The sequence below is a fragment of the Massilia sp. YIM B02443 genome (genome assembly GCF_030411955.1).
Lineage (GTDB): Bacteria > Pseudomonadota > Gammaproteobacteria > Burkholderiales > Burkholderiaceae_D > Telluria.
In genome coordinates, this window is sequence record NZ_JASNRA010000001.1 from 58,109 (window position 1) to 78,818 (window position 20,710).

Genomic DNA, 20,710 nt, shown 5'->3' on the forward strand with positions numbered 1-20,710 from the left:
CTCCCATTGGTCGCAATGACTCACGGCGCCACCCCCACCACCGGCTCCGGCAACGCCGCCACTTCCGGCGCCACGTGCCGCGGCAGATAGATCGTCACCGTGGTCCCGGCCCCCGGCGCGCTGGCCAGGCGGATGTGTCCGCCGCTCTGGCGCACGAAGCCGTGCGCCATCGACAAGCCGAGGCCGGTGCCCTTGCCCTCGGGCTTGGTGGTGAAGAACGGCTCGAACGCGTGTTCCATCACGTCGGGCGGCATGCCGTGGCCGTTGTCGCTGACCGCCACCGCGACGTAGTCGCCGGGCGCCATCTCGGCGTCGAACTGCTCGGCCGCGCCGGGCGGCAGGGGAGAGGCGGCGGCGGCGATGGCGGCGGAACCCGGCGCCTGGCCCGGCTCGACCGTCACGTTGGCCAGCTGCAGCGCGATGCGCCCGCCCCCTTCCATCGCGTCGCGCGCATTGATCACCAGGTTCAGCAGCACATGCTCGAGCTGGTTCGGATCGACCAGGGTCGGCCACAGGTCGGGCGGGCTGCTGCGGGTCAGCACCACGCCGTCGCCGGCGGCGCGCTGCAGCAGGCTGTCGCTGCGTTCGAGCAGCTGGCCGGCGTCGACCACGCTCGGGTGCAGCGGCTGGCGCCGCGCGAAGGCCAGCAGCTGGCCGGCCAGGCGCGACCCGCGCTCGACCGCGTCGAGGATGTTGTGCAGGCGCTTGCGCGACGGCGGGCCGTCGGCGCGCAGCATCAGCTGCACGTTGGCGCTGATGATGTGCAGGATGTTGTTGAAGTCGTGCGCCACGCCGCCGGTGAGCTTGCCGACCGCCTCAAGCTTCTGGGCCCGGTCCAGCGCCTGGCGCGCTTCCACCAGGCGCGCCTGGCGCTGCTGTTCGCGCGCCTCGGCCTCGCGCCGCGGCGTGATGTCGCGCACGAACACGGTGATGCCGGCGCCGTCCTTGTCCTCTGCCTTGCCCGGCAACAGCGCCACCGCCAGCTCGACCGGGATGCGGCGCCCGCTGCGGTGCAGCGCCTCGGCTTCGGTCGGGCCTTCCAATAGTGGGCTGGCAGCGCCGCGCGCGAAGGCGGCGAAGGCGGCGCGCAGCGTGGCACGGGTCTCTTCCGGCGCCAGCACCTCGGCCGCCTGCCCGATCGCTTCCTCCGCCGTCAGCCCGAAGATGCGGGTCGCCTGCGCGTTCCAGTCGGTGATGCGCCCGTGGCGGTCGAGCGCGACGAAGCCGTCGTAGGCGTTCTCCAGGATCACCTTGATGCGGCGCTGCTCGGCCGCGATGCGGTCGTGCGACGCGCGCAGCTCGAGCGTCATGCCCTGGGCCAGCTGCAGCGCGCGCCGGCGAGAGCCGGCCAGCAGCCACACCACCAGGCTGACCAGGCCGCCGAGCAGCACGCCGGCGGCGGCGATCAGGCGCGGACCGGCGCCGTCGTAGGTCGCTTCCAGCTCCGGGCTGGAGGTCATCTCGACGGTCCAGGTGCGCCCGGCGATCAGGACCGGGATCGCCGTGCGCATGCGCGGCGCCCGGGTCCGGCCCGGCTGCGCGGCCGGGCGGTACAGCAGGGCGTCGGGCGTGGCCGTGTCGCCGTCGTACACCGCGACCTCGAGCTGGGACGCCGCCACGCCGCCCACGCCGCGCATCAGGTCGACCATGCGGAACGGCGCGTACACCCAGCCGAGCAGGGCGGCGCGGCGCTGGTCCCGGCTCCATACCGGCGCGCCGGTGCGGTACACCGGCAGATACATCAAAAAGCCCGATCCGGTGCCGGCGCTGCCTTCCTGCACCAGCACGACTTTACCGCTGAGCGCGGCCTGGCCGCTGTCGCGCGCGGCCGCCATCGCCGCGCGCCGCACCGGCTCGCTGTACATGTCGAAACCGAAGGCGCGCAGGTTGCGTCCGCTGAACGGCTCGATGTGCGAGATCGCCGTCACCAGCGGGCGTTGCTGACCGGACCCCTCCACGCCCGGCTGCACCCGGTATTCGGGAAAGCCCTCGGCGCGCACCCGCGCCTCGTGCGCGGCGACGTCGCCCGGGCCCATGGCGCTGGCGATGCCGAGCGCTTCCAGGCCGGGGAAGGACTGGTCCAGGCGCAACTGGCGGTAATACTCGCCGAACCCGGCACGGCTGACGTCGACCGAGCCGCGCAGGTAGCCGCGCGCGCCGCGCAGCACCTGTTCATACACCGCCAGGCGGCGCACGATGCTGTAGCTCATGTCGCGCGTGCGATACTCGAACGCCTGGCGCAGCTGGGTGTCGGCCTCGCGCCGGGCGCCGGACCAGGCGACGAAGGTGACCGCCAGCGCCAGCACGAACACGGCCAGCGCCAGCAGCAGCGGCGCCTGTCCGGCGCCGGGCCGTTCCGACGATGGCGGCGGTGCAGATGCAGGTGGGGGAGTGTGGTGGGTGGTCTGCTGCATGTCCCTGGAGTTGGCGCAGCCGGGGCGGCGGGGTTGATCGAAAGCCCGAAGTTTTCGTAGCATACGCATCCTTGTCATGACAGGGCGCACGCGTTTGCGAATTTTTCAATTCACCATGGTCGTTGAATGTTTACTCGGGGCAATATTTTAATATGCGTGCGGCATGGACGCCAGCCGCGCCGCATGCAGCCGGCGCCGTGCGCGTGAGCGCGCTGCTGTTGCGCCACTGGCCGCTGTCCGCCGGCGCCGCAGCGCTCGCGCTGCTTTTGCTGTGGAGCATGCTGGCGCCGCTGGGTGGCGGCAGCCATGAGTTGCTGCTCGAGTTTCCGCCCGGCGCGCGGCGCGACGGCCTGACGGTGCCGGCCGAGATCCGCCTGACGCGCGGCGTGCGCGACGTGCTGCTGCTGCGCAACCGCGACAGCGCGCCGGTGGTGTTCGGTCCGCTGCGGGTGGCCGCCGGCGCCGAGCTGCGCCTGCCGTTCGAGGACGAAGGGAGCCACCTGTTCGCCTGTCCGCCGGTGGCGGGCGGGGTGGTGGCGGTGCGGGTGCTGGCCGCGCCCGGCCCCGGCTGGGGCCGGCTGCGCTGGCGCCTGGGCAACCTGGCGCAGTCGCTGCGCTACCTGCCGCTGCGTTCGCCCGACGACTGACGCCGCCTCCGGCGCAGGCCGGCGCGGGCCACTTGTGCCGATGGCAATCGTGCTCCCGCGATGCGGGCGATTCTGTCATCATGGGGCCATGTCGACGCTTACCATGCCACTGTTCCCGCTCAGTACGGTATTGTTTCCGGACGGGGTCTTGCCGCTGCAGGTGTTCGAGGTGCGCTACCTCGACATGATCAGCCGCTGCCTGACCGACGACACGCCGTTCGGCGTGGTGCTGCTGACCCATGGCCACGAGGTGCGCCGCCCGGACGCCGACGGCGAACGCTTCGTTGCCTCCGGCACCGTGGCCTCGGTCACCGAGACCACCACCGACACGCCCGGGCTGCTGCAGGTGCTGTGCCGCGGCGGTTCGCGCTTCAACGTCGTCACCGCCGAGCAGCGCGTCAACGGCCTGTGGATGGCCGAGGCCGAACTGGTCGAGGACGACCGCAGCATCCGCATCCCGTCCGAGCTGCAGGGCGCCGCCGACGCGCTTGACCGCGTCCTCGGTTCGCTGCACGATGTGCCGCAGGGACGCTGGCCGGTGCAGCCGCCGTTCCGGCTCGACGATTGCGGCTGGGTGGCCAACCGCTGGTGCGAGCTGCTGCCGCTGCCGAATCAGCAAAAGCATAATATGCTGATGCTCGACAATCCCGTGATCCGGCTCGAATTGCTGCACGACGTGCTGGACGAACATGGCCTGATCACCTCCTAGCCACTCACCGACACTCAACCCACCGGGCGCCAGCATGAGATTCTCGGACGACCTCCTGATCGCGTACATCCACGGCGAACTGGCCGAGCCGGCGCGGGCGGCGGTGGAACGGGCGATGCGCGCCGACCCGGTGCTGGCAAGCCGGATTGCACAACACCGCGCGCGCCACCGCGCCGAGGACGCCGAGGGCAGGGCGCGCCAGCACACCGGCCGCAGCCGCCTGTTCGGGGTTTCGGCCAACGGCCACGAACGGCGCGAGGACGCCGGCCACGGCAGCCACGCGGCGCCGCCGTGCGGGGCCAAGGTGGTGCACCTGAACAGCCTGCGCCCGGGGCGCGCGCCGCCGCCGCCGCAGGTCGCCTACAGCAACTGGTGCCGCCGCCACTGGGTGGCGATCGGCGCCGCCTTCGTGGTCGGCGCCGCCGCCGGCGCGCTCGGCTGGAGCACGATGGGCCACGATCCCGGCCTGGCCATGCTCGACGACGACAACGGCACCCTGGTCGCGCGCGGCCCGCTGGTGGCGGCGCTCGACGGCCAGCTGGCCAGCCCCGGGCCGTCCGGCAGCGGGGTGCGCATCGGCGTCACCTTCGTGGCGCGCGACGGCGGTTATTGCCGCAGCTTCGTGGTCGACACCATCGCCGGCCTCGGTTGCCTGAGCGGCGGGCGCTGGACCATTCCGGTGCTGGGCCAGGCCGGCGCCGCCTACGTCGACGGCAGCACCCCGCCGCCGGCGGTGCGCGAGGCGATCGAGCAGCGCATTGTCGGCGCCACCCTCGATCCGGACGCCGAGCGCGCGGCCAAGCAGCGCGGCTGGCGCCAATGAGAGCAACGAGCGCATCCCCCGTGGCTTGTTGTTTCTTTTGGTAAACTGTCTGGAAAACAGGACAGCATATACAGTGGTGCCGATTTCGGGTATCGTGTCACCCGCTAAAAGTGTCTCTACGTCCGCTCAACCGGCCAACTCAGCGGCTTGCCGACGGTCTGCCGCTTCCGGCCTGCCGCCGCCGGACCTGGTCCCGGGCCTGGCGCGCTGGCCGATCGCCGGTCTGCACCGCCCCGCGCGTGCGCCGGCTCCCCGTTGTCGCCCCTTGCCGTGTCGCGTAGCGCGACCCACGGCGGGAGTAGCTGCCCGATCGTAGAACAGAACGAAATAACGCCTGGAAAACTATGTCTGATACACCGAACAACAACGAACTCGCCGCGGCTCCTGTCGACGCACCGGCCGCGCCTGCCGCCGACGCTGTTGCTTCCGCTCCTGCTCCAGTCGCTGCCGCTGCTGCTTCGGCCCCTGCACCTGCTGCTGTGGCTCCTGCTGCTGCGGCTCCCGCCCCGGCGCCCACCGTGCGTTTCGCCGATTTCGGCCTGGCGCCGGAAATCGGCCGCGCGCTGGCCGACCAGGGCTACGAGCACCCGACCCCGATCCAGGCCCAGGCAATCCCCGTGGTGCTGCAAGGCCGCGACGTGATGGGCGCGGCCCAGACCGGCACCGGCAAGACCGCCAGCTTCTCGCTGCCGATCCTGCAACTCCTGATGCCGCATGCGAACGCCAGCATGTCGCCGGCGCGCCACCCGGTGCGCGCCCTGGTGCTGGTGCCGACGCGCGAACTGGCGGTGCAGGTGGCCGACAACGTCAAGGCCTACGCCAAGCACACTCCGCTGCGCGCCACCGTGGTGTTCGGCGGCATGGACATGAAGCCGCAGACCGAGATCCTGCGCCGCGGCGTCGAGATCGTGATCGCGACCCCGGGCCGCCTGCTCGACCACGTGGAACAGAAGAACATCAGCCTGGGCCAGGTGCAGATGCTGGTCATGGACGAAGCCGACCGCATGCTCGACATGGGCTTCCTGCCCGACCTGCAGCGCATCATCAACCTGCTGCCGAAACAGCGCCAGAACCTGATGTTCTCGGCCACCTTCTCGCCCGAGATCAAGAAGCTGGCGAATACCTTCCTCAACAATCCGCTGACGATCGAAGTGGCGCGCAGCAACGCCACCGCCGAGCGCGTCACGCAGGTCGTGTACAAGGTCGAGGACGCGCACAAGCAGGACGTGGTCGAGCACCTGATCCGCGAACGCAACATGAAGCAGGTGATCGTGTTCTCGAACACCAAGATCGGCGCATCGCGCCTGTCGAACCACCTGGAAAAGCGCGGCATCAAGGCCTCGGCGATCCACGGCGACAAGACCCAGCAGGAACGCATGGCGGCGCTGGACGCGTTCAAGAACGGCAGCGTCGAAGTGCTGGTGGCGACCGACGTCGCCGCGCGCGGCCTCGACATTTCGGACCTGCCGGCGGTGATCAACTACGACCTGCCGTACAACGCAGAAGACTACGTGCACCGCATCGGCCGCACCGGCCGCGCCGGCGCCTCGGGCGACGCGCTGTCGGTGTACTCCGAGAAGGACGAGCGCCTGCTGGCGGACATCGAAAAGCTGATCAAGCAGACCATCGCGCGCGGCGAGCTGCCGAACTTCGTGGCGCCGTCGAGCCGCGGCCGCGAAGGTGGACGCGAAGGTGGACGTGAAGCCGGACCGCGCGACTCCGCCGCACGCGACAGCCACGCCCGCAACGGCAACGGTGCACGCCGCGGCGACGAAACGGGCGGCTACGGCGCGCGCGGTCCGCGCACCGGCCTGGGTCCAGGGTCGCGCCGCGAGAAGGTCGATCCGTGGTTCCTCAAGCCCTACGAGCCGGCCAGCGCGCCGCGCAAGGAGGCGGAGGCGGCCCCGGTGGCGTCGGCCAAGCCGGCGCGCCAGAAGCTGGCCTTCCTGCTGGGTGGCGGTCCCAAGGCGTAAGCTTCACAACGAAAAAAACGGCGTGCACTGCACGCCGTTTTTTTCATGGGGATCGTAGGGTTGGCGGCTCGGCCGCCGACGCGGTGATTGTCGGGGGCTCCGATATCGGGCCGGATGATCTGGCCGCAAACGATCACCGCGTCGGCGGCGTAGCGCGGGGCCGCCTGGGCCAACCCTACGCCGCACGCTTGAGCGCTGCGCTGACCCGATCGAGCAGGTCCTGGTGCTGGTAGGGCTTGGCCAGTACGTCGAGCGGATCGCTGCGCTTGCTGCGCCCCGGCAGTTCGTCCATGTAGCCGGTGGTCACCAGCACCGGCAGGCCGGGGCGCCTGGCGTGCACGCGCTCGATCAGTTCCAGGCCGTTCATCCCGCCGGGCATGATCACGTCGGTGAACAGCAGGTCGACCTGCTCGCCGTTTTCCAGGATCCCGAGCGCGCGTTCGCCGCTGGGCGCGGCCAGCACCTCGTAGTCGGCCATCTCGAGCATGCTTTCGGCCAGTTCGCGCACGTCGTCGTTGTCCTCGACCACCAGGATGCGGCAGCGCCGGCGCTGCGGCGTGGCTGCGGCTTGCGGCGCGCCGGCGTCCGGACCATGCCCGGCGTCGTCGGCCGTCTGCGTCACCGGGAAGATCATGCGCACCAGGGTTCCCTTGCCGGGTTCGCTTTCGATGTCGAGCCGGCCGTGCGACTGCTGCACGAAGCCGTGCACCATCGCCAGGCCAAGGCCGGTGCCCGGGCCCTTGGTGGTGAAGAACGGTTCGGTGGCGCGGCGCAGGATCTCGGGCGCCATGCCCTGGCCTTCGTCGTGCACGCAGATGCAGACGTAGTCGCCGTCGCGCAGCTTGAGCAGGTGGCGCCGCTCGGGCGTCAGGACGGCGGTGCCGACCGTGACGGCGCCGCCGTCGGGCATGGCGTCGCGCGCATTGAGCACCACGTTCAATAGCGCCATCTCGAGATAGGTCGGGTCGACCGTGCAGGACGGCAAGCCGGGCTTGAGGTCGAGCCGCAGGTCGATCTTGTCGCCCAGCGTGCGCACCAGCATGTCGGAGAACTCGACCACCAGGCTGTTCAGGCTGAGGCGCTGGGCTTCCAGGCGCTGCTTGCGCGCGAAGGTCAGCAACTGCTGGGTGAGCTTGCCGGCCTGCATGGTGGCGCGCTGGGCGCGCCGGATCGGTTCGCTCGCGCGGGGATTGTCCTTCAAGCCCAGCAAGGCCACCTCGAGGTTCCCGTTGACGACTTGCAGCAGGTTGTTGAAGTCGTGCGCCATGCCGGCCGAGAGTTGGCCGATCGCTTCCATCTTCTGCGCCTGCAGGTAGGAATCCTGGCTCGAGCGGCGCTCGGAGATGTCCATCTGCGAGGCGAAGAAGTACAGGATCTGGCCGTCCTGGTCGAAGATCGGGCCGAAGAACAGGGCGTTCCAGAACGGCGTGCCGTCGGCCTTGTAGTTGAGCAGGTCGACCGCCGCCGCGCGCTGTTCGTCGACCGCCTTGCGCAGTTCGGCCACGGTGGCGCGGTCGGTGTCGGGGCCTTGCAGGAAGCGGCAATTGCGGCCCAGGATCTGCTCTTCCTTGTAGCCGGTGAGGTCGAGGAAGGCGCCGTTGACGAACACGATCGGGTTGTCGTGCTGGCGCGGGTCGGTGAGCAGCATCGGCATGCGCGTCATCTCGACCGCGGCGAAGAAGATGTTGCCGCGCTGGTCCAGGCCGTCGCGTTCGATGTAGCCCGACTGCCAGTGGTTGACGCCGTCGCTGCCTATCGGACGCACCGAATTGCCTTCCATTTCGCCGTCGGCGGGCACGCCCATGCTCTGGCCGCCGCCCTGCACGTCGAGCGTTTTCTTGAGCGCGTCGTCCTTGTCCGGTCCGAGTACCATTGCTTGTCCTTGGGGAATGCATGTCGGCCCGCTCGCGAATGCGAGCACCGTGTCTGGAATACTGTAGCGACCGGCGTGGCGGCGCTCCGTTCGTGATCGCACAGAGTGCGCGCTTCAGTGCGGCGGCAGGGCGGCGCGCCACGACGCCAGCGCGGCCTGCATGCGTGGCCAGGAAAAGAAGCGGCGCCGCTCGTAGTACAAGGCGCCTGCGTGCGGGCGTTCGCGGGTGCGCGCCGGCGACACCGGCTGCAGCGCTTCGGTCCCGTACGCCAGGTAATGCCACGCCACCGGCCAGAACAGCAGCGCCCAGGTGGCGCGCTGCGACGGGTAGCCCAGGCAGCAGCGCAGGTTGCGCCAGCGGTCGCGCCAGGGTATCGGACGCAGGCTTGCCGCGCCGTTGGCCGCCAGCGGCGCCAGCACCCGCGGCAGCGGTCCGCGCCGGCCGGCGCCGTGGTACAGCGAATATTGCCAGGTCGATCCCAGCAGGCCGCGCGCCGCCGCCAGTTCCACCGCCACCGCGTGCAGCGCGTCATGGTCCTGGTGGCCGCCTTCCCAGGCCGGCACGTGCAGCCTGGCCGGCGCGCTGTGGCGGTCGAGCCAGGCGCCGATCCAGGCGTGGGCGCAGTCGAGGCGCAGCGGCAGGCAGGCGTCGGCGATGCCGAGCGCTTCGCCGGCAAAGGCGATGTCGTGCGCCGCCACCCCGAGGCGCTGCAGTACGCGGCGCGATTCGGCGTTGCGCTGCGCCGCGCGCGCGCTCCTGGCCTGGCCGTCGGTGAGGTAGGCGCAGGCCACCCGCACGCCATGGCGGCGGTAGTCGGCGATGTGCTGCAGGACGCCGAATTCGTCGTCCTGGTGCGCGAACAAAAACAGGGCGGTGCGCTCGCAAGGCATCGGATGGCGGGCCGGCGTGGGGCCGGCGCGCCAGGCCATTCTAGCGCGCCGTGCGCGCCTTGTGCTCAGCGCGGAACGATCGCCCGCACCAGCGGAATCGCCTGCAACACCCCCACCAGCAGCGCCGACAGCGCCGCAGCGGCCAGGGTCAGCAGGGGCACGCCGAGCCAGGGATTGATGAAGCGGTAGTTGATGCCATACCCTTCCAGCACGAACAGCACCCAGACGTGGACCAGGTAGACCCCGAAGCTGGTGGCGGCGAACCAGGCGACCGCGCGCTGGCGCCGGCTGCCGGCCGGCAGCCAGGCCGCGCCCAGCGCGCGCAGGGCGACGAAGGCGGCCACGCTCGACAGCGCCACCAGCGGGCTGGCATACACGTAGAAGGTTTCGTTGGACTGGCCCAGCGTCACGCTGCGCCACCAGGTCGCCAGCGCGATCGCGGCGCTCAGAAGCGCCCACCCCAGCCAGGCGCCGGCGCGCAGGCGCGCGCCGGGCAGCGCCGGCAGGCCGTGGTAGAGCAGGGCGCCGAGCGCCATGTAGCCGGCGTACAGCGGCAGCACCGCCCAGTCGACCCCGACCGTCCGGGCGGCGGTGAAGGTGACTTCCAGCGGCACCAGGGTGGCGCCGATGAACCAGAACAGCAGGCAGAACAGCTTGATGGAGACGCTCGAATGCTGGTGGAACGCGGCCAGCACCGGCACGAACACATAGGCGCCGATCAGCGCGTACAGGTACCACAGGTGGCCGACCACGGGGCCGGCGACGATCAGGGCCGGCCAGTTCTCGTGGTGCTGGCCGGCGTGGCGGAACCACAGCAGGTACAGCACCGACCACGCCGCCAGCGGCAGCGCGACGCGCCAGATGCGGCGTCCGAGCGACGTCACGGTGTGGCTGCGCGCCAGCAGCAGGGCGCCGGTGAGCATGAAGAACAGCGGCACCGACACCCGCGCCATGCTTTCCCAGGCGTTGACCGCCCACCAGTGGCGCTCGCCCAGGCGGCCGAAGCCCTGGGCGCCGACGTGGATCAGGATCACCAGCAGGGTGGCGGCGGCGCGCATGCCGTCCAGGGCGTCGTCGCGCGCCGCCGCCGGCGCATTTGCCGCATGCGAAGAATGCGCCGGCCGCGCCGGCGCCAGTGCCGCGCGCACGTTCATGGCGCCGGCGGCGTGCCGCGGCGGCACAGGAACACGATGTCCATGTCGCTGCAGACCGCGCCGGCGCCCATCAGGCGTTCGGCGTCGGCCTGCTGCGGGAAGGCCTGCTTCTCGAACGAGACGGCGGTGCTGGCCGGCAGGCGCGCGATCTCGGCGCCGTAGTTGTCGCACGGCTTGGAGGCGCGCGCGACGTAGCCGGTCGAGAGCGGATAACCGTGCTGCACCGCGTAGGCCATCACCGGCAGCAGCGCCTTGGAGGCGGCGGTCTGGCCGCAGCGGAACGGCGGATAGTGGTGCAGCGCCTTGACCCCGGGGCCGAGGAAGGCGTTCCAGCGCGCCGGGTCGATCGCATGGCCGCCGGCCTGCGCCACGGTGGCGCGCACCCGCGCATTGTGTTCGCGCAGGTCCCAGAACTGCAGCACCACGACGGCCGCCAGCAGCGCCGCCGCCGGGCCGGCGCGCAGGTAGCGGCTGGCGCCGAGCACGCCGAACACGACCACCGCGTAGCCCACCGGCCAGAAGAAGCGGCCGGACGAGCGGAAGGTCGAGGTCAGGCCGTCCAGCGCCGACGGCAGGTGCAGGGTGAACAGCTGGGCGTTGCCGAGGTGGACCGTGTTCGACAGCGCGTACAGCGTCAGCGCCACCAGCACTCCCAGCAGCGCGCGGTGGCGGCGCCAGAAACCGGGGTCGTGACGCCGGCGCAGCGCCAGCGCGCAGCCGGCCAGCGCCAGCACGAACACGCCCAGGTAGTTGTAGCCTTCGCCCTGGCCGTCATGCGCGATCGGATGCGGGAACTGCAGCAGCAGGCCGCCGTGCAGCGGCGCCAGCAGGTTCATCGAGTAGTAGCCGAAGCCCCAGTCGCGCCCGCCGGCGCCGTTGGGCAGCGGCAGCATGGTGATCCACATGGTGGCGAACAGCAGTCCATACACCGCCAGCGGCGCGCGCAGCGCGCGCAGGGCCGCCGCGCGGCCGGCCGGGGCGCGCCTGACATCGCGCAGGATGTCGGCGCCAAAGATCGCCGAGGCCATCACGAACAGGTAGATGTTGACGTAGAAGCCGCACACCAGCAGCGCCATCCATGCGCCGGTGGCGATGCGCCCGCGGCGCGTGCCGCGCACGTAGATGGCGAGCGCGAACAGCAGCATCCATTGCGACATCAGGCTGGTGTGCGAGATGCGGAAGGTCAGCGCCGGGAAGCTGGCCAGCAGCAGCGCCAGCGCCGCCAGCGCGGCCCAGCTGCGCAGGCGCGCTTCGCGGCAGATCCACCAGGCGCCCACGCCCTGCAGCGTGAAGCACAGCCCGATCCAGAAGCCGTACGGATTCCAGTAGCCGGCGCCCGGGTAGAACAGCTTGAGCAGCGCCGCATACAGCGGCGCGGTGTCGAGGAAGGTGGCGAGGGTGCCGTCCGGCGTGTTGAGCGAATCCAGGCGCAGCAGCGGCCAGTGCCACGGTTCGTGGACGAAGGCGTTGAAGCCGGCGATGTACTGGGTGATGTCGGCGTTGTCGCGCCACCAGAACGGCGCATCGCCGCGCAGCAGGGCGCCGGAGTACAGCCACCAGGCGTAGCCGAGTCCGAGCAGGGCGGCCAGCAGCAGGCCGGGCCAACCGTCGGGCGCGAACCAGGCCGGCGCCGGGCGCCGCGCCGGGGGCGCCGCCGGCTGCCCCAGCGCGTCGAGCGGGACCTGGCGCGTCATTGCCCGCGCTCCGCCGCCGCCGTAGCCGTAGCTGCAGCATGCGGCGCCGACAGCAGCGCCAGCAGCGCGCGCGCCTGTTCCTGCCAGGTCATCCAGGTCATCGCCTGCGACGACGGATGGCGGCCCTCGGCGTGCAGCGCCAGCCACTCGCGCACCGCGCCGGCCAGTGAGGCGCCGTCCAGGCCGGAGAAATAATGGGCGCCGGCGCCGGCCACTTCGCGGAACACCGGGATGTCGCGCGCCAGCAGCGGCAGGCCGTACTGGGCCGCTTCGATCAGCGGCAGGCCGAAGCCTTCGCCTTCGCTCGGGAACAGCAGGCAGCTGCTGGACTGGTACACCTGCTGCAGGGCGTCGTCGTCCAGGCCTTCCAGCCACAGCAAACGGCGGCCCAGTTCCGGGCTGGCGCGCAGGCGCGCGACGATGCGCGGCAGGGTGCGGCGCTCGGCGTCGGCCAGCTGGGTCCAGCCTTCGCGGCCGACGATCACCAGGTTGGCGTCGAGCCCGTCGGCCCACAGCTGCTCGAACGCTTCCAGCGCCTGCAGGTGGCCCTTGCGCGGCTCGATGGTGCCGACCATCAAGAAGGTCGGACGCGCCGCCAGCTGCTGCGCCAGCGCCGACGGCGCCGCCGCTGCCGAGGCGGTGGCCTTGACTTCCAGATCGGCGCCCGAATGCAGGGCGGTGAGCAGCTGGCCGGGACGGCGCGCCACGTTGTGCGCCGCCAGCCATGCGGCCAGGTCGTCGCGCACCGCGCGCGAGACGCAGATCAGGCGGTCGGCCTCGGCGGCCACGCATTCGAGCCAGGCCGCGTGGCTGCGGTCGGCGTGCGGCGGGAAGAATTCCGGGCGCAGCACCGGCAGCAGGTCGTGCACCGTGAAGTTGATCGACACGCCGCGCGCGCGCCAGGCCGCGTACAGGCCCGCGCGGGTCGATTCCAGCACCACCTGCGGCGACAGCTCGGCGCAATAGAAGATGTCGCCGGCCTGGACGTCGACCACCGGGTCGGGGCCCTGCAGCACGGCGTCGATCCCGAGCAGGCGCGCGCAATAGTTGCGCGCATAGCGGTAATGCGGCTGGCCGCCTTCGTCGCTGAAGCGCACCGGCTCGATCCGGTAGCCGGCGCCGCGCAGCTGGAGCAGTTCCAGCAGCTGCTTGCGCACCACCCGTTCGATGCCGGTCTTGAGGTCGTTGCGGGCGATGGTGCTGACGTCCAGCAGCAGCTGGCGCGGCTGCAGCGGATCGGGCGCGCGCGCCACGCTGCGCGCCAGCCGCTGCAGCATGGCGTCGTCGCGCTCCAGGCCCGGGGTGTCGAGCAGGGCGCCCAGCACGGCCTGGCGGCCGCTGCGGTCCTTGCGCGCGGCCAGGTCGAGCGCTTCCTTGTACATGCGGCCCACGCGCTCCGGGCTGTTGCGGTGGCGCATCAGGGCGAAGCCGGCGGCGCCCAGCGCCAGCCGGCGCGCATCGTCGCCGCGCAGCGTTTCCAGCGCCTCGACCAGTTGCGCGCGCGCGAACGCGTCGGGCAGCATCCACACCGCGTCGTGCGGGAATTCGGCCATCGCGCCGTTGGCGTTGATGATCACCGGCAGGCCGTAGATCATGCAGTCGAGCACCGTGCCCGAGGTCTCGCCGCGCGAACCGGTGCGCAGCTGCACGCCGATGTCGGCCGCCTGCACGTAGCGGAAATAATCCTCGTCCGAGGTCCAGCCCGAGATCGTCACGCGGGTCTGGGCGCCGGCGGCGGCGATGGTGTCGGTGATCCGGCGGCCGTAGTCGCCGCCGTGGTTTTCGCCGACGAACACCAGGCGGCAGCGGCGGTCGTGGTGCAGCGACGAGGCCAGCCAGGCGTCGAGCAGCTCCAGGCAATGCTTGGTCGGCGCCACGAAGCCGAAGTTACACACCACGAATTCGTCGTCGGCGATGCCCAGCGCGCGGCGCGCCGCGGCGCGGTCGTTCACTTCCGGCACCGCGCGCGGCAGTTGCGCCTGGCTCCAGTCGGCGCCGGCGTCCGGCCCGATCCAGTCGCGCGCCAGGCTGCGCGCATACTCGGAGTGCACGATCACGTGGCTGGCGTCCTGCAGGATCTCGAGGTTGGACGGGTAGTCCTGCTTGGCGCGCTCCATGCCGTCCGCGCCCAGGCTGGCCTGCACCGCGCCATAGCCGTGCGAATGCAGCAGCGCCTGGGTCCAGACGCCCGGCATCGCGCCGCTGGCCTGTTCGTAGGCCAGCATGCTGCTCAGGAAGTAGTCGTGCAACACCACCACGCCCGGATGGCGCTGCAGCAGCGCCAGCATGTGGCTGTGGAACGGGCTGTTGCCGAACTGGTAGACGATGTTGCGATAGTAGTGCGGGTGGGCGTCGAGCCAGGACAGCGGCCGCCGCGGCAGCTGCGCCAGCTCCGGCGGCAGCGCCACCTCGGCCTGGTCGGTGACCAGTTCGACGTCGAACCAGGGCAGCAGCGTGGGCAGCACGCGCACCGCGTAGTCGGCGATGCCGGTGCGTTCCGGCGGCAGCGGCGACAGGAAGGCGATGCGCGGACGGGCGCCGGCATTGGACGCACATTCCGGTCCCAGTTGCGGTTCCGGATCCCGGGCGTTGCCGGCGGCATGCGCTTCCAGCGCCGCCAGCGCGCGGCGCGCGCTTTCGTCCCAGCTGAACTTGCGGCGCTGGACCAGGTTGTGTTCGCGCAGGCGCGCCTGCAGCGCCGGGTCGCCCAGCACCTGGCCGATCTTGGCCGCGATCGCGCCCGGGTCGCGCGCGTCGAACATGGCTTCCGGGTTGCCGATCACTTCCGGGATGCTGGTGCTGTCGGCGCCGATCACCAGCGCGCCGCAGGCCATCGCTTCCAGCACCGGCAGGCCGAAGCCTTCGTGCAGCGAGGGGAACACGAACAGCGCCGCTTCGCGGTACAGGTCGATCAGGTCGGCGTCGCTGACGTAGCCGGTGAACACCAGTTCGTCCGGCCCCAGGCCGTGGCGCCGCGCCAGGTCGGCCAGGCGCTGGCGCTCGGCGTCGTTGGCCTTGCCGGCGATGACCAGCTGGTGCGCCGCGCGCTGCGCCGCCGGCAGCATGCTGTAGGCGGCCACCAGGCCGTCGATGTTCTTGCGCGAATCGAACCCGCCCGGCGCGCACATCAGCGCGGCGCGGGTGATGCCGAAGCGCGCGCGCAGTGCGGCGACGTGCGCCTCGCGCTCGGCGCGCTGCTGGGCCGTCATCTCGGCCGGAGCGGGGCAGAAGCTGTCGTCCACGGCGGTCGAGATCGAGACCACGCGCCCCGGCTCCAGGCCGAGCGCATCGATCGCTTCCTGGCGCGAATAGTCCGAGATCGCCAGCAGCAGGCCGGCGCGGCGCAGCGAGGCGACCTTGCGCTCGTAGTAGGCGCGCTGTTCGGGGTCGCGCAGGTATTGTTCCGGATTCAGGAACGGAATCAGGTCGTACAGCACCGCCGCGGTGCCGGCGCCGTCGGCGAAGCGCCCGATCGAGACCAGGCTGTCGTCGACGAAGCCTTCGAACAGGCTGGTGACCAGCACCGCGTCCGGACGCAGCTGGGCCAGCGCGTATTCGCGCAGCAGTTCGCCGGCGCGCGCGCGCGGGCTGTTGCCGGCATACGCTTCGGCGCTGTGGCCGGCGCCGTCGAACACGCGGATGCGCTCCGGCGGCACCAGGCCGGCGAAGGCCTGGCGCAGGTCGTCGATGGCGCCGCCCAGCGCGCCGTTGAGCAGCAGCCAGACTTCGTGCCGGCCGGCGTTGCGCGCCACGCCCAGCGCCAGCGCCAGCGAATAGCGGCCGATGCCGCGGAAGCGGCTTTCCGACTGCGCGCCCTGGAGGTCAATCACTATCCGCATGGGTCTTCCTTGCTTGTTCCTGTTTCAGTTGGCGGTACACCCGCGCCGCGCGCGGCGACAGCTCGCCCGTTTGTTCCTGCAGCACCACCGGCGCCGCTTCGCGCTCGAGCATCAGCGCGTACAGGCGCGCTTCCAGCGCCGGCACCCGGCGCAGCGCGGCGCGCGCCAGGCGCTTCAGGCCCGGGCGGCGCAGCACGGCGCCGCCGGCGCGCCGCACCAGGCGCTTGGCGCGCGCCTTGGCGCCGCTGGCCAGGCGGCCTTCGCGCTGGGCGCTGCGCACCCGGTAGTACAAGGTCGCCGCGCGCCGCAGCGGTTCGGTGACGCGCCACGAACTGCTGGAGAGCAGGTCGACCACGCGCTGCGACATCTCGGCCGCATGCGCTTCGGCGCGCACGATGCGCGCTTCCTGCTCGGCGGCCAGGCGCCGGTGCTGCTCGTGCAGTTCCTGGTGCGCCGCATGCGCTTCACGCTGCTCGTGCAGCGCGCGTTCGAGTTGCGCCAGCCGGATATCGCTTGCCTGCGCCAGCTCTTCGTCGCGGCGCGCCAGGCGCGCCAGGATGTGGTGGATCTCGGCGTGCTGCCCGGCGCGCTGGTCTTCGTAGCGCTGCGCCAGCCGGCCCAGGGTGATGCCCCAGGCGGCGTCGAACGGGGCGTCGAACGGCGCCAGCGTTTCGGCCGCAGCAGTCTTTTGCGCCACCACCGCATAGTCGGGGCTGACCCCTTCCAGCACGTTGATCACGCCCAGCGGCGCGTCGGTATGCAGCTGCGCTTCTTCCTGCAGGCGCACGATGCGCTGGCGCGCGAAGCCGGCGTGGTCGGCGGCGAAGCCGAGCAGGTCGGGCGGCAGCGGGCGCACGTGGGTCGGATCGCGGTAGAAGCTGGTGGCGCCGACGGTGAGGTTTTCCGGGTTCGGCGTTTCCATGATCAGCAGGCCGCCCGGGCGCAGCGCGCGCAGGGCGTCGGCGATCAGGTCCTGCACCAGTTCGAACGGCAGGTGCTCGACCAGGTGGAACGCCGACACCAGCGCCAGGCTGCCTTCGGGTTGCTCGCGCAGCGCGGCCAGGGCGTCCTGGTGGCGCGCCGCCAGGCCGCGCTCGCGGCAGGCGGCCAGCATGCCGTCGTCCAGGTCCACGCCCTGGGCTTCGAAGCCCTGCTCGCCCAGCAGCTCGAGCCATTCGCCGCGTCCGCAGCCGAGATCGAGCGCGCGGGCGGGGGCGCCGGCCTGCAATAGCGGCGCGGTGAACGGGGCGTAGGCGCGCAGGCGCTCCTTGATGGTCTCGCGCGAACCGCGGTAGCGGTCTTCGAAGGCGCGGTAGAACGATGTTTGGCTCATCGCCGAATCTCCAGTTGCGGTTCCAGCCAGCTGGTGCCGAGGAAGGGAAGGCGGGTCAGGTTCAGGACCTCGAAGATCGCCACCAGGTCGCGCCATTCGTAGTTGTCGCCCAGGTGGGTTTCGGTGCTGGTCAGGGCGGTGGTGATCGAATAGCTGCCCGGCCCCAGGTTGAGCGGGAAGCGGAAGTAATATTCGATGATCTCGCCGGCGCGCACGTCGGTGATCGCCTGCTGCAGGTGGTGGGTGTTGGTGCCGAAGATCTGGTGTCCCAGGCGGTCCTTGATCATGTAGCCCATCACCAGGCGCGGCAGGTCGGCATAGGCCTGGACCCGTACCCGCAGGGTGGCCGGCACGCCCACGTTCATCACTTCCATCACCTGGCCGTGCTCGTTTTCCAGCGCCACCTCGAGCACCCGCGCCATGCCGTTGCCGGACGTGGTCTGGACCCGGCCCTCGGCGGTGCGCACCTGTTCCACGGTGCTGCCTTCGCGCTCGGCGATCAGGGCGTTGTAGTAGTCCATCACTTCTTCGGGCGTGCCCTGCATCGCCAGGCGTCCGGCGTCGAGCAGGATGGCGCGGTCGCAGATCGACTGCATGGCGGCGCGGTCGTGGCTGACGATCAGCAGGGTGGTGCCCTGCTTGCGGAACTGGCGGATGCGGTCGAAACTCTTGTGCTGGAAATAGGCGTCGCCCACCGACAGCGCCTCGTCGACGATCAACACGTCCGGGCGGCGCACGGTGGCCACGCTGAACGCCAGGCGCATCTGCATGCCCGACGAATACACCCGCACCGGCTGGTCGATGTAGTCGCCGATCTCGGCGAACGACTCGATCTGCGGCATCAGCTCGGCGATCTCGTCGACCCCCAGGCCGAGCAGCTGGCCGGCCATGAACACGTTCTGGCGGCCGGTGAAATCGGGATGGAAACCCATGCCCAGTTCGAGCAGGGCGGCGACGCGCCCGCTGATGGTGACGCTGCCCGTGGTCGGCTGGGCGGTGCCGGTGATCAGCTTGAGCAGGGTGCTCTTGCCGGCGCCGTTGATGCCGATGATGCCGACCGCGTCGCCCGGACTGAGGCGGAAGTTGATGTCGGTGAGTACCCACTTGAGCTTGTGGCGTGGCTTGTTGCCCGGCATGATCCATTCTGCCAGGCGGCTCCAGCGGTTACCGTATTGCTTATAGGCCTTGCCCAGGTTGCTGACGTCGATCGTGCCCATTACAGTTCATCCACCATTTCACCCGCGCGCTTGCGGAACAGCTGCATCCCCAGCGCGCACAGCAGCACTGCCAGCACGCTCACCGGAATCAGGCTTTGCCAGTGCGGCAGTTCGCCGCGCAGCAAGATGCCCTGGTAGGCCTGGACCACCGATGCCATCGGATTCCACGCCAGCCAGGACCGGAATTCGACCGGCAGCGCGGTTATTGGATACACCACCGGGGTGAACCAGAACCAGAATTGCAGCAGGATCGTGAAGAACTGGCCGACGTCGCGGAAGAACACGTTGAGCACGCCCAGCACCATGGCCAGGCCGATCGAGAACAGGATCTGGATCGCCAGCACCGGCAGGAAGGCCAGGAAGCTCCAACCCGGGAAGGCGCCGGTGGCGACCAGGAACACCAGGAACAGGCCGAAGATGATGGCGAAATTGACCAGCGCATTGAGCACCACCACGATCGGCAGACAGATGCGCGGGAACTGCAGCTTCTTGATCAGGTTGGCGTTCTCGAGGAACACGTTCTGGCCGCGGGTGGTGATCTCGGCGAACAGGCCCCAGGTCAGCACGCCGGCGCACAGGTAGATGCTGTAGGCAAACTGGCCGGTGCCGCCGGGCAGGCGATTACCCATCACCTGCGAGAAAATCACGGTATAGACCACGATCATGGCCAGCGGATTGAGCACCGTCCAGGCGGCGCCGAGCAGGGAGTTGCGGTACTTGGCCTGGAATTCGCGGCGCACGCTGCCGGCGATGAATCCGCGGTAGCGCCATACGCCGCCCAGCATGGAACGGGAAATCATAGGTGTTGGAGCTTGATCATGACATCGGGAATCGGAACGCAGAGCGCGTTCCTGTTCGGAAAATACCCGAAAAATAAGTTGCCGATTATAACATGATGACGTTTAGGAATTTACCGCTTACCAATTGTTACTTGTTGCATGGCGGTAATTTTCAGCCCGTTTCGGGAGCGACATCCCGGGCCGTTCCAACGCCGCTACGGTCGATCAGCTATTGCCTTGGATAAGCTTTTGCAGCTCGTCCGGCTTGATGATGGTGATGCGGTGTGTGCCTTTTTCGATGATGCCCTGCTGTACCAGCGCCAGCAGCGCACGGGTGACGGTCTCGCGGCTGGTATTGATCATGTTGGCGATGTCCTGGTGGGTCGGCAGGTTTTCCACCACTTGGGTGCCGCCTTCTTTCTGCTCCTTGAGCAGGTTGAGGAAAGTGAAGATGCGGCGCGAGGTGTTGTGGATGCTGAGCAGGGCGCGGAATTCGGAATCGCGCTGCACTTTCTCGGCCAGGAAGCGCAGCATCTGGTTGGCCACCGACGGCGAGTGGGTAAACATGTGCAGCGCGATGGCGCGCGGCAGCAGGGCAACCAGCACCGGGGTCAGCGCCACCACCGAAGCGGAACGGATCGAGCCGTTGATCACGGCGATCTCGCCGAAGAAGTCGCCCGGCTGCAGCATGCGCAGGCCAATCGCGCGCCCATCCTCGGTGACGTCGATCACCTGCAGCGAGCCGCTCAGCAGGAACAGCAGGCTGTCGCCGGGCGCGCCTTTCTGCAGCACCACGTCGCGTTTGGCGTATTCGCGGATGCGCAGGTTGGCCTTGACCCGCTGCATGTCTTCCTCGCTGAGGTTGGCCAGCAGCGGAATCTTGCGCAGGTGAATCTGTACCTCATGCTCCTGGGCGGCCGGTTCGTTGGCCGCCACGGCAGCCGGGTCCGGTACCAGGGGACTGGGCGCGAGCTCTTTCTCGAGGTCGTTCTTGCGTTTGGTCGAGGATGTCATGCGTATCTCAAATCACCTGTATCAGCCCGAATACCAGCGTGGCGGCAGCGATGCCGGCGGTATTCGCACCCATGTCGCGCCAGCAAAAACTGCGTCCGGGGACCAGTTTTTGCAGGATTTCGATGGCCAGTCCGGCCAGCAGCAAACCCAGCAGCCACAGCACGCGGCCGGCCCAGGCGGGCTCGATGAGCAGCGCGAGCGTGCTCAGTCCCGCGAATGCAACGAAGTGCAGCAACTTGTCATGCGGAAGCAGCGGAAGCCAGCGTGCCGGCAGCAGGCATCCGAGGACGACCGCACCAGCGGCCGCCACGAAGACGATCAATTCCCAGGACATATCGGCCTAATGCTTG

General features: G+C 70.1%; 15 protein-coding genes. 4 read left to right on the plus strand and 11 right to left on the minus strand.

Annotated elements, in window-relative coordinates:
- Window positions 1-20: 20 nt before the first annotated feature.
- Window positions 21-2,414 (minus strand): CHASE domain-containing protein, encoded by a 2,394-nt coding sequence (locus QPK27_RS00295; protein ID WP_290416198.1) that lies wholly within the window; start codon window positions 2,412-2,414, stop codon window positions 21-23.
- Between the two features lie 152 nt (window positions 2,415-2,566).
- Between QPK27_RS00295 and QPK27_RS00300 the strand changes: the two genes are divergently transcribed.
- The 4 genes from QPK27_RS00300 (at window position 2,567) to QPK27_RS00315 (ending at window position 6,566) form a co-directional block, all read left to right on the plus strand.
- Window positions 2,567-3,061: a hypothetical protein gene (locus QPK27_RS00300; protein ID WP_290416199.1), complete on the plus strand. Its 495-nt coding sequence runs from the start codon at window positions 2,567-2,569 to the stop codon at window positions 3,059-3,061.
- An 88-nt stretch (window positions 3,062-3,149) separates the two neighbouring features.
- A complete protein-coding gene (locus QPK27_RS00305) occupies window positions 3,150-3,770 on the plus strand; it encodes an LON peptidase substrate-binding domain-containing protein (protein WP_290416200.1) in 621 nt (206 codons plus the stop codon).
- A 34-nt stretch (window positions 3,771-3,804) separates the two neighbouring features.
- Complete coding sequence (locus QPK27_RS00310; protein WP_290416201.1) at window positions 3,805-4,593, plus strand: hypothetical protein; 789 nt, start codon at window positions 3,805-3,807, stop codon at window positions 4,591-4,593.
- 344 nt (window positions 4,594-4,937) lie between these two features.
- A complete protein-coding gene (locus tag QPK27_RS00315) occupies window positions 4,938-6,566 on the plus strand; it encodes a DEAD/DEAH box helicase (protein ID WP_290416202.1) in 1,629 nt (542 codons plus the stop codon).
- Between the two features lie 175 nt (window positions 6,567-6,741).
- Here the strand turns inward: QPK27_RS00315 and QPK27_RS00320 are convergent, their stop codons facing one another.
- The 10 genes from QPK27_RS00320 to QPK27_RS00365 all read right to left on the minus strand — a co-directional run bounded on the left by QPK27_RS00320 (window position 6,742) and on the right by QPK27_RS00365 (window position 20,694).
- Entirely contained in the window at window positions 6,742-8,439 is a 1,698-nt protein-coding gene (locus tag QPK27_RS00320) for an ATP-binding protein (protein ID WP_290416203.1), read from the minus strand.
- 114 nt (window positions 8,440-8,553) lie between these two features.
- Entirely contained in the window at window positions 8,554-9,369 is an 816-nt protein-coding gene (locus tag QPK27_RS00325; RefSeq protein WP_290416204.1) for a PIG-L deacetylase family protein, read from the minus strand.
- Between the two features lie 26 nt (window positions 9,370-9,395).
- Window positions 9,396-10,511, minus strand: a complete 1,116-nt coding sequence (locus QPK27_RS00330; RefSeq protein WP_290416205.1) for an acyltransferase family protein — start codon at window positions 10,509-10,511, stop codon at window positions 9,396-9,398.
- The gene (locus QPK27_RS00335; RefSeq protein WP_290416206.1) at window positions 10,481-12,178 is read right to left on the minus strand and encodes a DUF6311 domain-containing protein; all 1,698 of its coding nucleotides are present in this window, start codon (window positions 12,176-12,178) and stop codon (window positions 10,481-10,483) included. The genes QPK27_RS00330 and QPK27_RS00335 overlap by 31 nt, the downstream gene beginning before the upstream one ends.
- The gene (locus QPK27_RS00340; RefSeq protein ID WP_290416207.1) at window positions 12,175-16,017 is read right to left on the minus strand and encodes a glycosyltransferase; all 3,843 of its coding nucleotides are present in this window, start codon (window positions 16,015-16,017) and stop codon (window positions 12,175-12,177) included. Before QPK27_RS00340 ends, QPK27_RS00335 begins: the two co-directional genes overlap by 4 nt.
- The gene (locus tag QPK27_RS00345) at window positions 16,001-17,350 is read right to left on the minus strand and encodes a bifunctional 2-polyprenyl-6-hydroxyphenol methylase/3-demethylubiquinol 3-O-methyltransferase UbiG (protein WP_290416208.1); all 1,350 of its coding nucleotides are present in this window, start codon (window positions 17,348-17,350) and stop codon (window positions 16,001-16,003) included. The genes QPK27_RS00340 and QPK27_RS00345 overlap by 17 nt, the downstream gene beginning before the upstream one ends.
- Window positions 17,347-18,567 carry an ABC transporter ATP-binding protein gene (locus QPK27_RS00350; protein WP_290416209.1) on the minus strand — a complete coding sequence of 407 codons (1,221 nt, stop codon included), beginning with the start codon at window positions 18,565-18,567 and terminating at the stop codon, window positions 17,347-17,349. Before QPK27_RS00350 ends, QPK27_RS00345 begins: the two co-directional genes overlap by 4 nt.
- The gene (locus QPK27_RS00355; protein ID WP_290416210.1) at window positions 18,567-19,367 is read right to left on the minus strand and encodes an ABC transporter permease; all 801 of its coding nucleotides are present in this window, start codon (window positions 19,365-19,367) and stop codon (window positions 18,567-18,569) included. The genes QPK27_RS00350 and QPK27_RS00355 overlap by 1 nt, the downstream gene beginning before the upstream one ends.
- 204 nt (window positions 19,368-19,571) lie before the next feature.
- Window positions 19,572-20,360 carry a Crp/Fnr family transcriptional regulator gene (locus QPK27_RS00360; protein WP_290416211.1) on the minus strand — a complete coding sequence of 263 codons (789 nt, stop codon included), beginning with the start codon at window positions 20,358-20,360 and terminating at the stop codon, window positions 19,572-19,574.
- Between the two features lie 7 nt (window positions 20,361-20,367).
- Window positions 20,368-20,694: a VanZ family protein gene (locus QPK27_RS00365; protein WP_290416212.1), complete on the minus strand. Its 327-nt coding sequence runs from the start codon at window positions 20,692-20,694 to the stop codon at window positions 20,368-20,370.
- Window positions 20,695-20,710 lie beyond the last annotated feature (16 nt).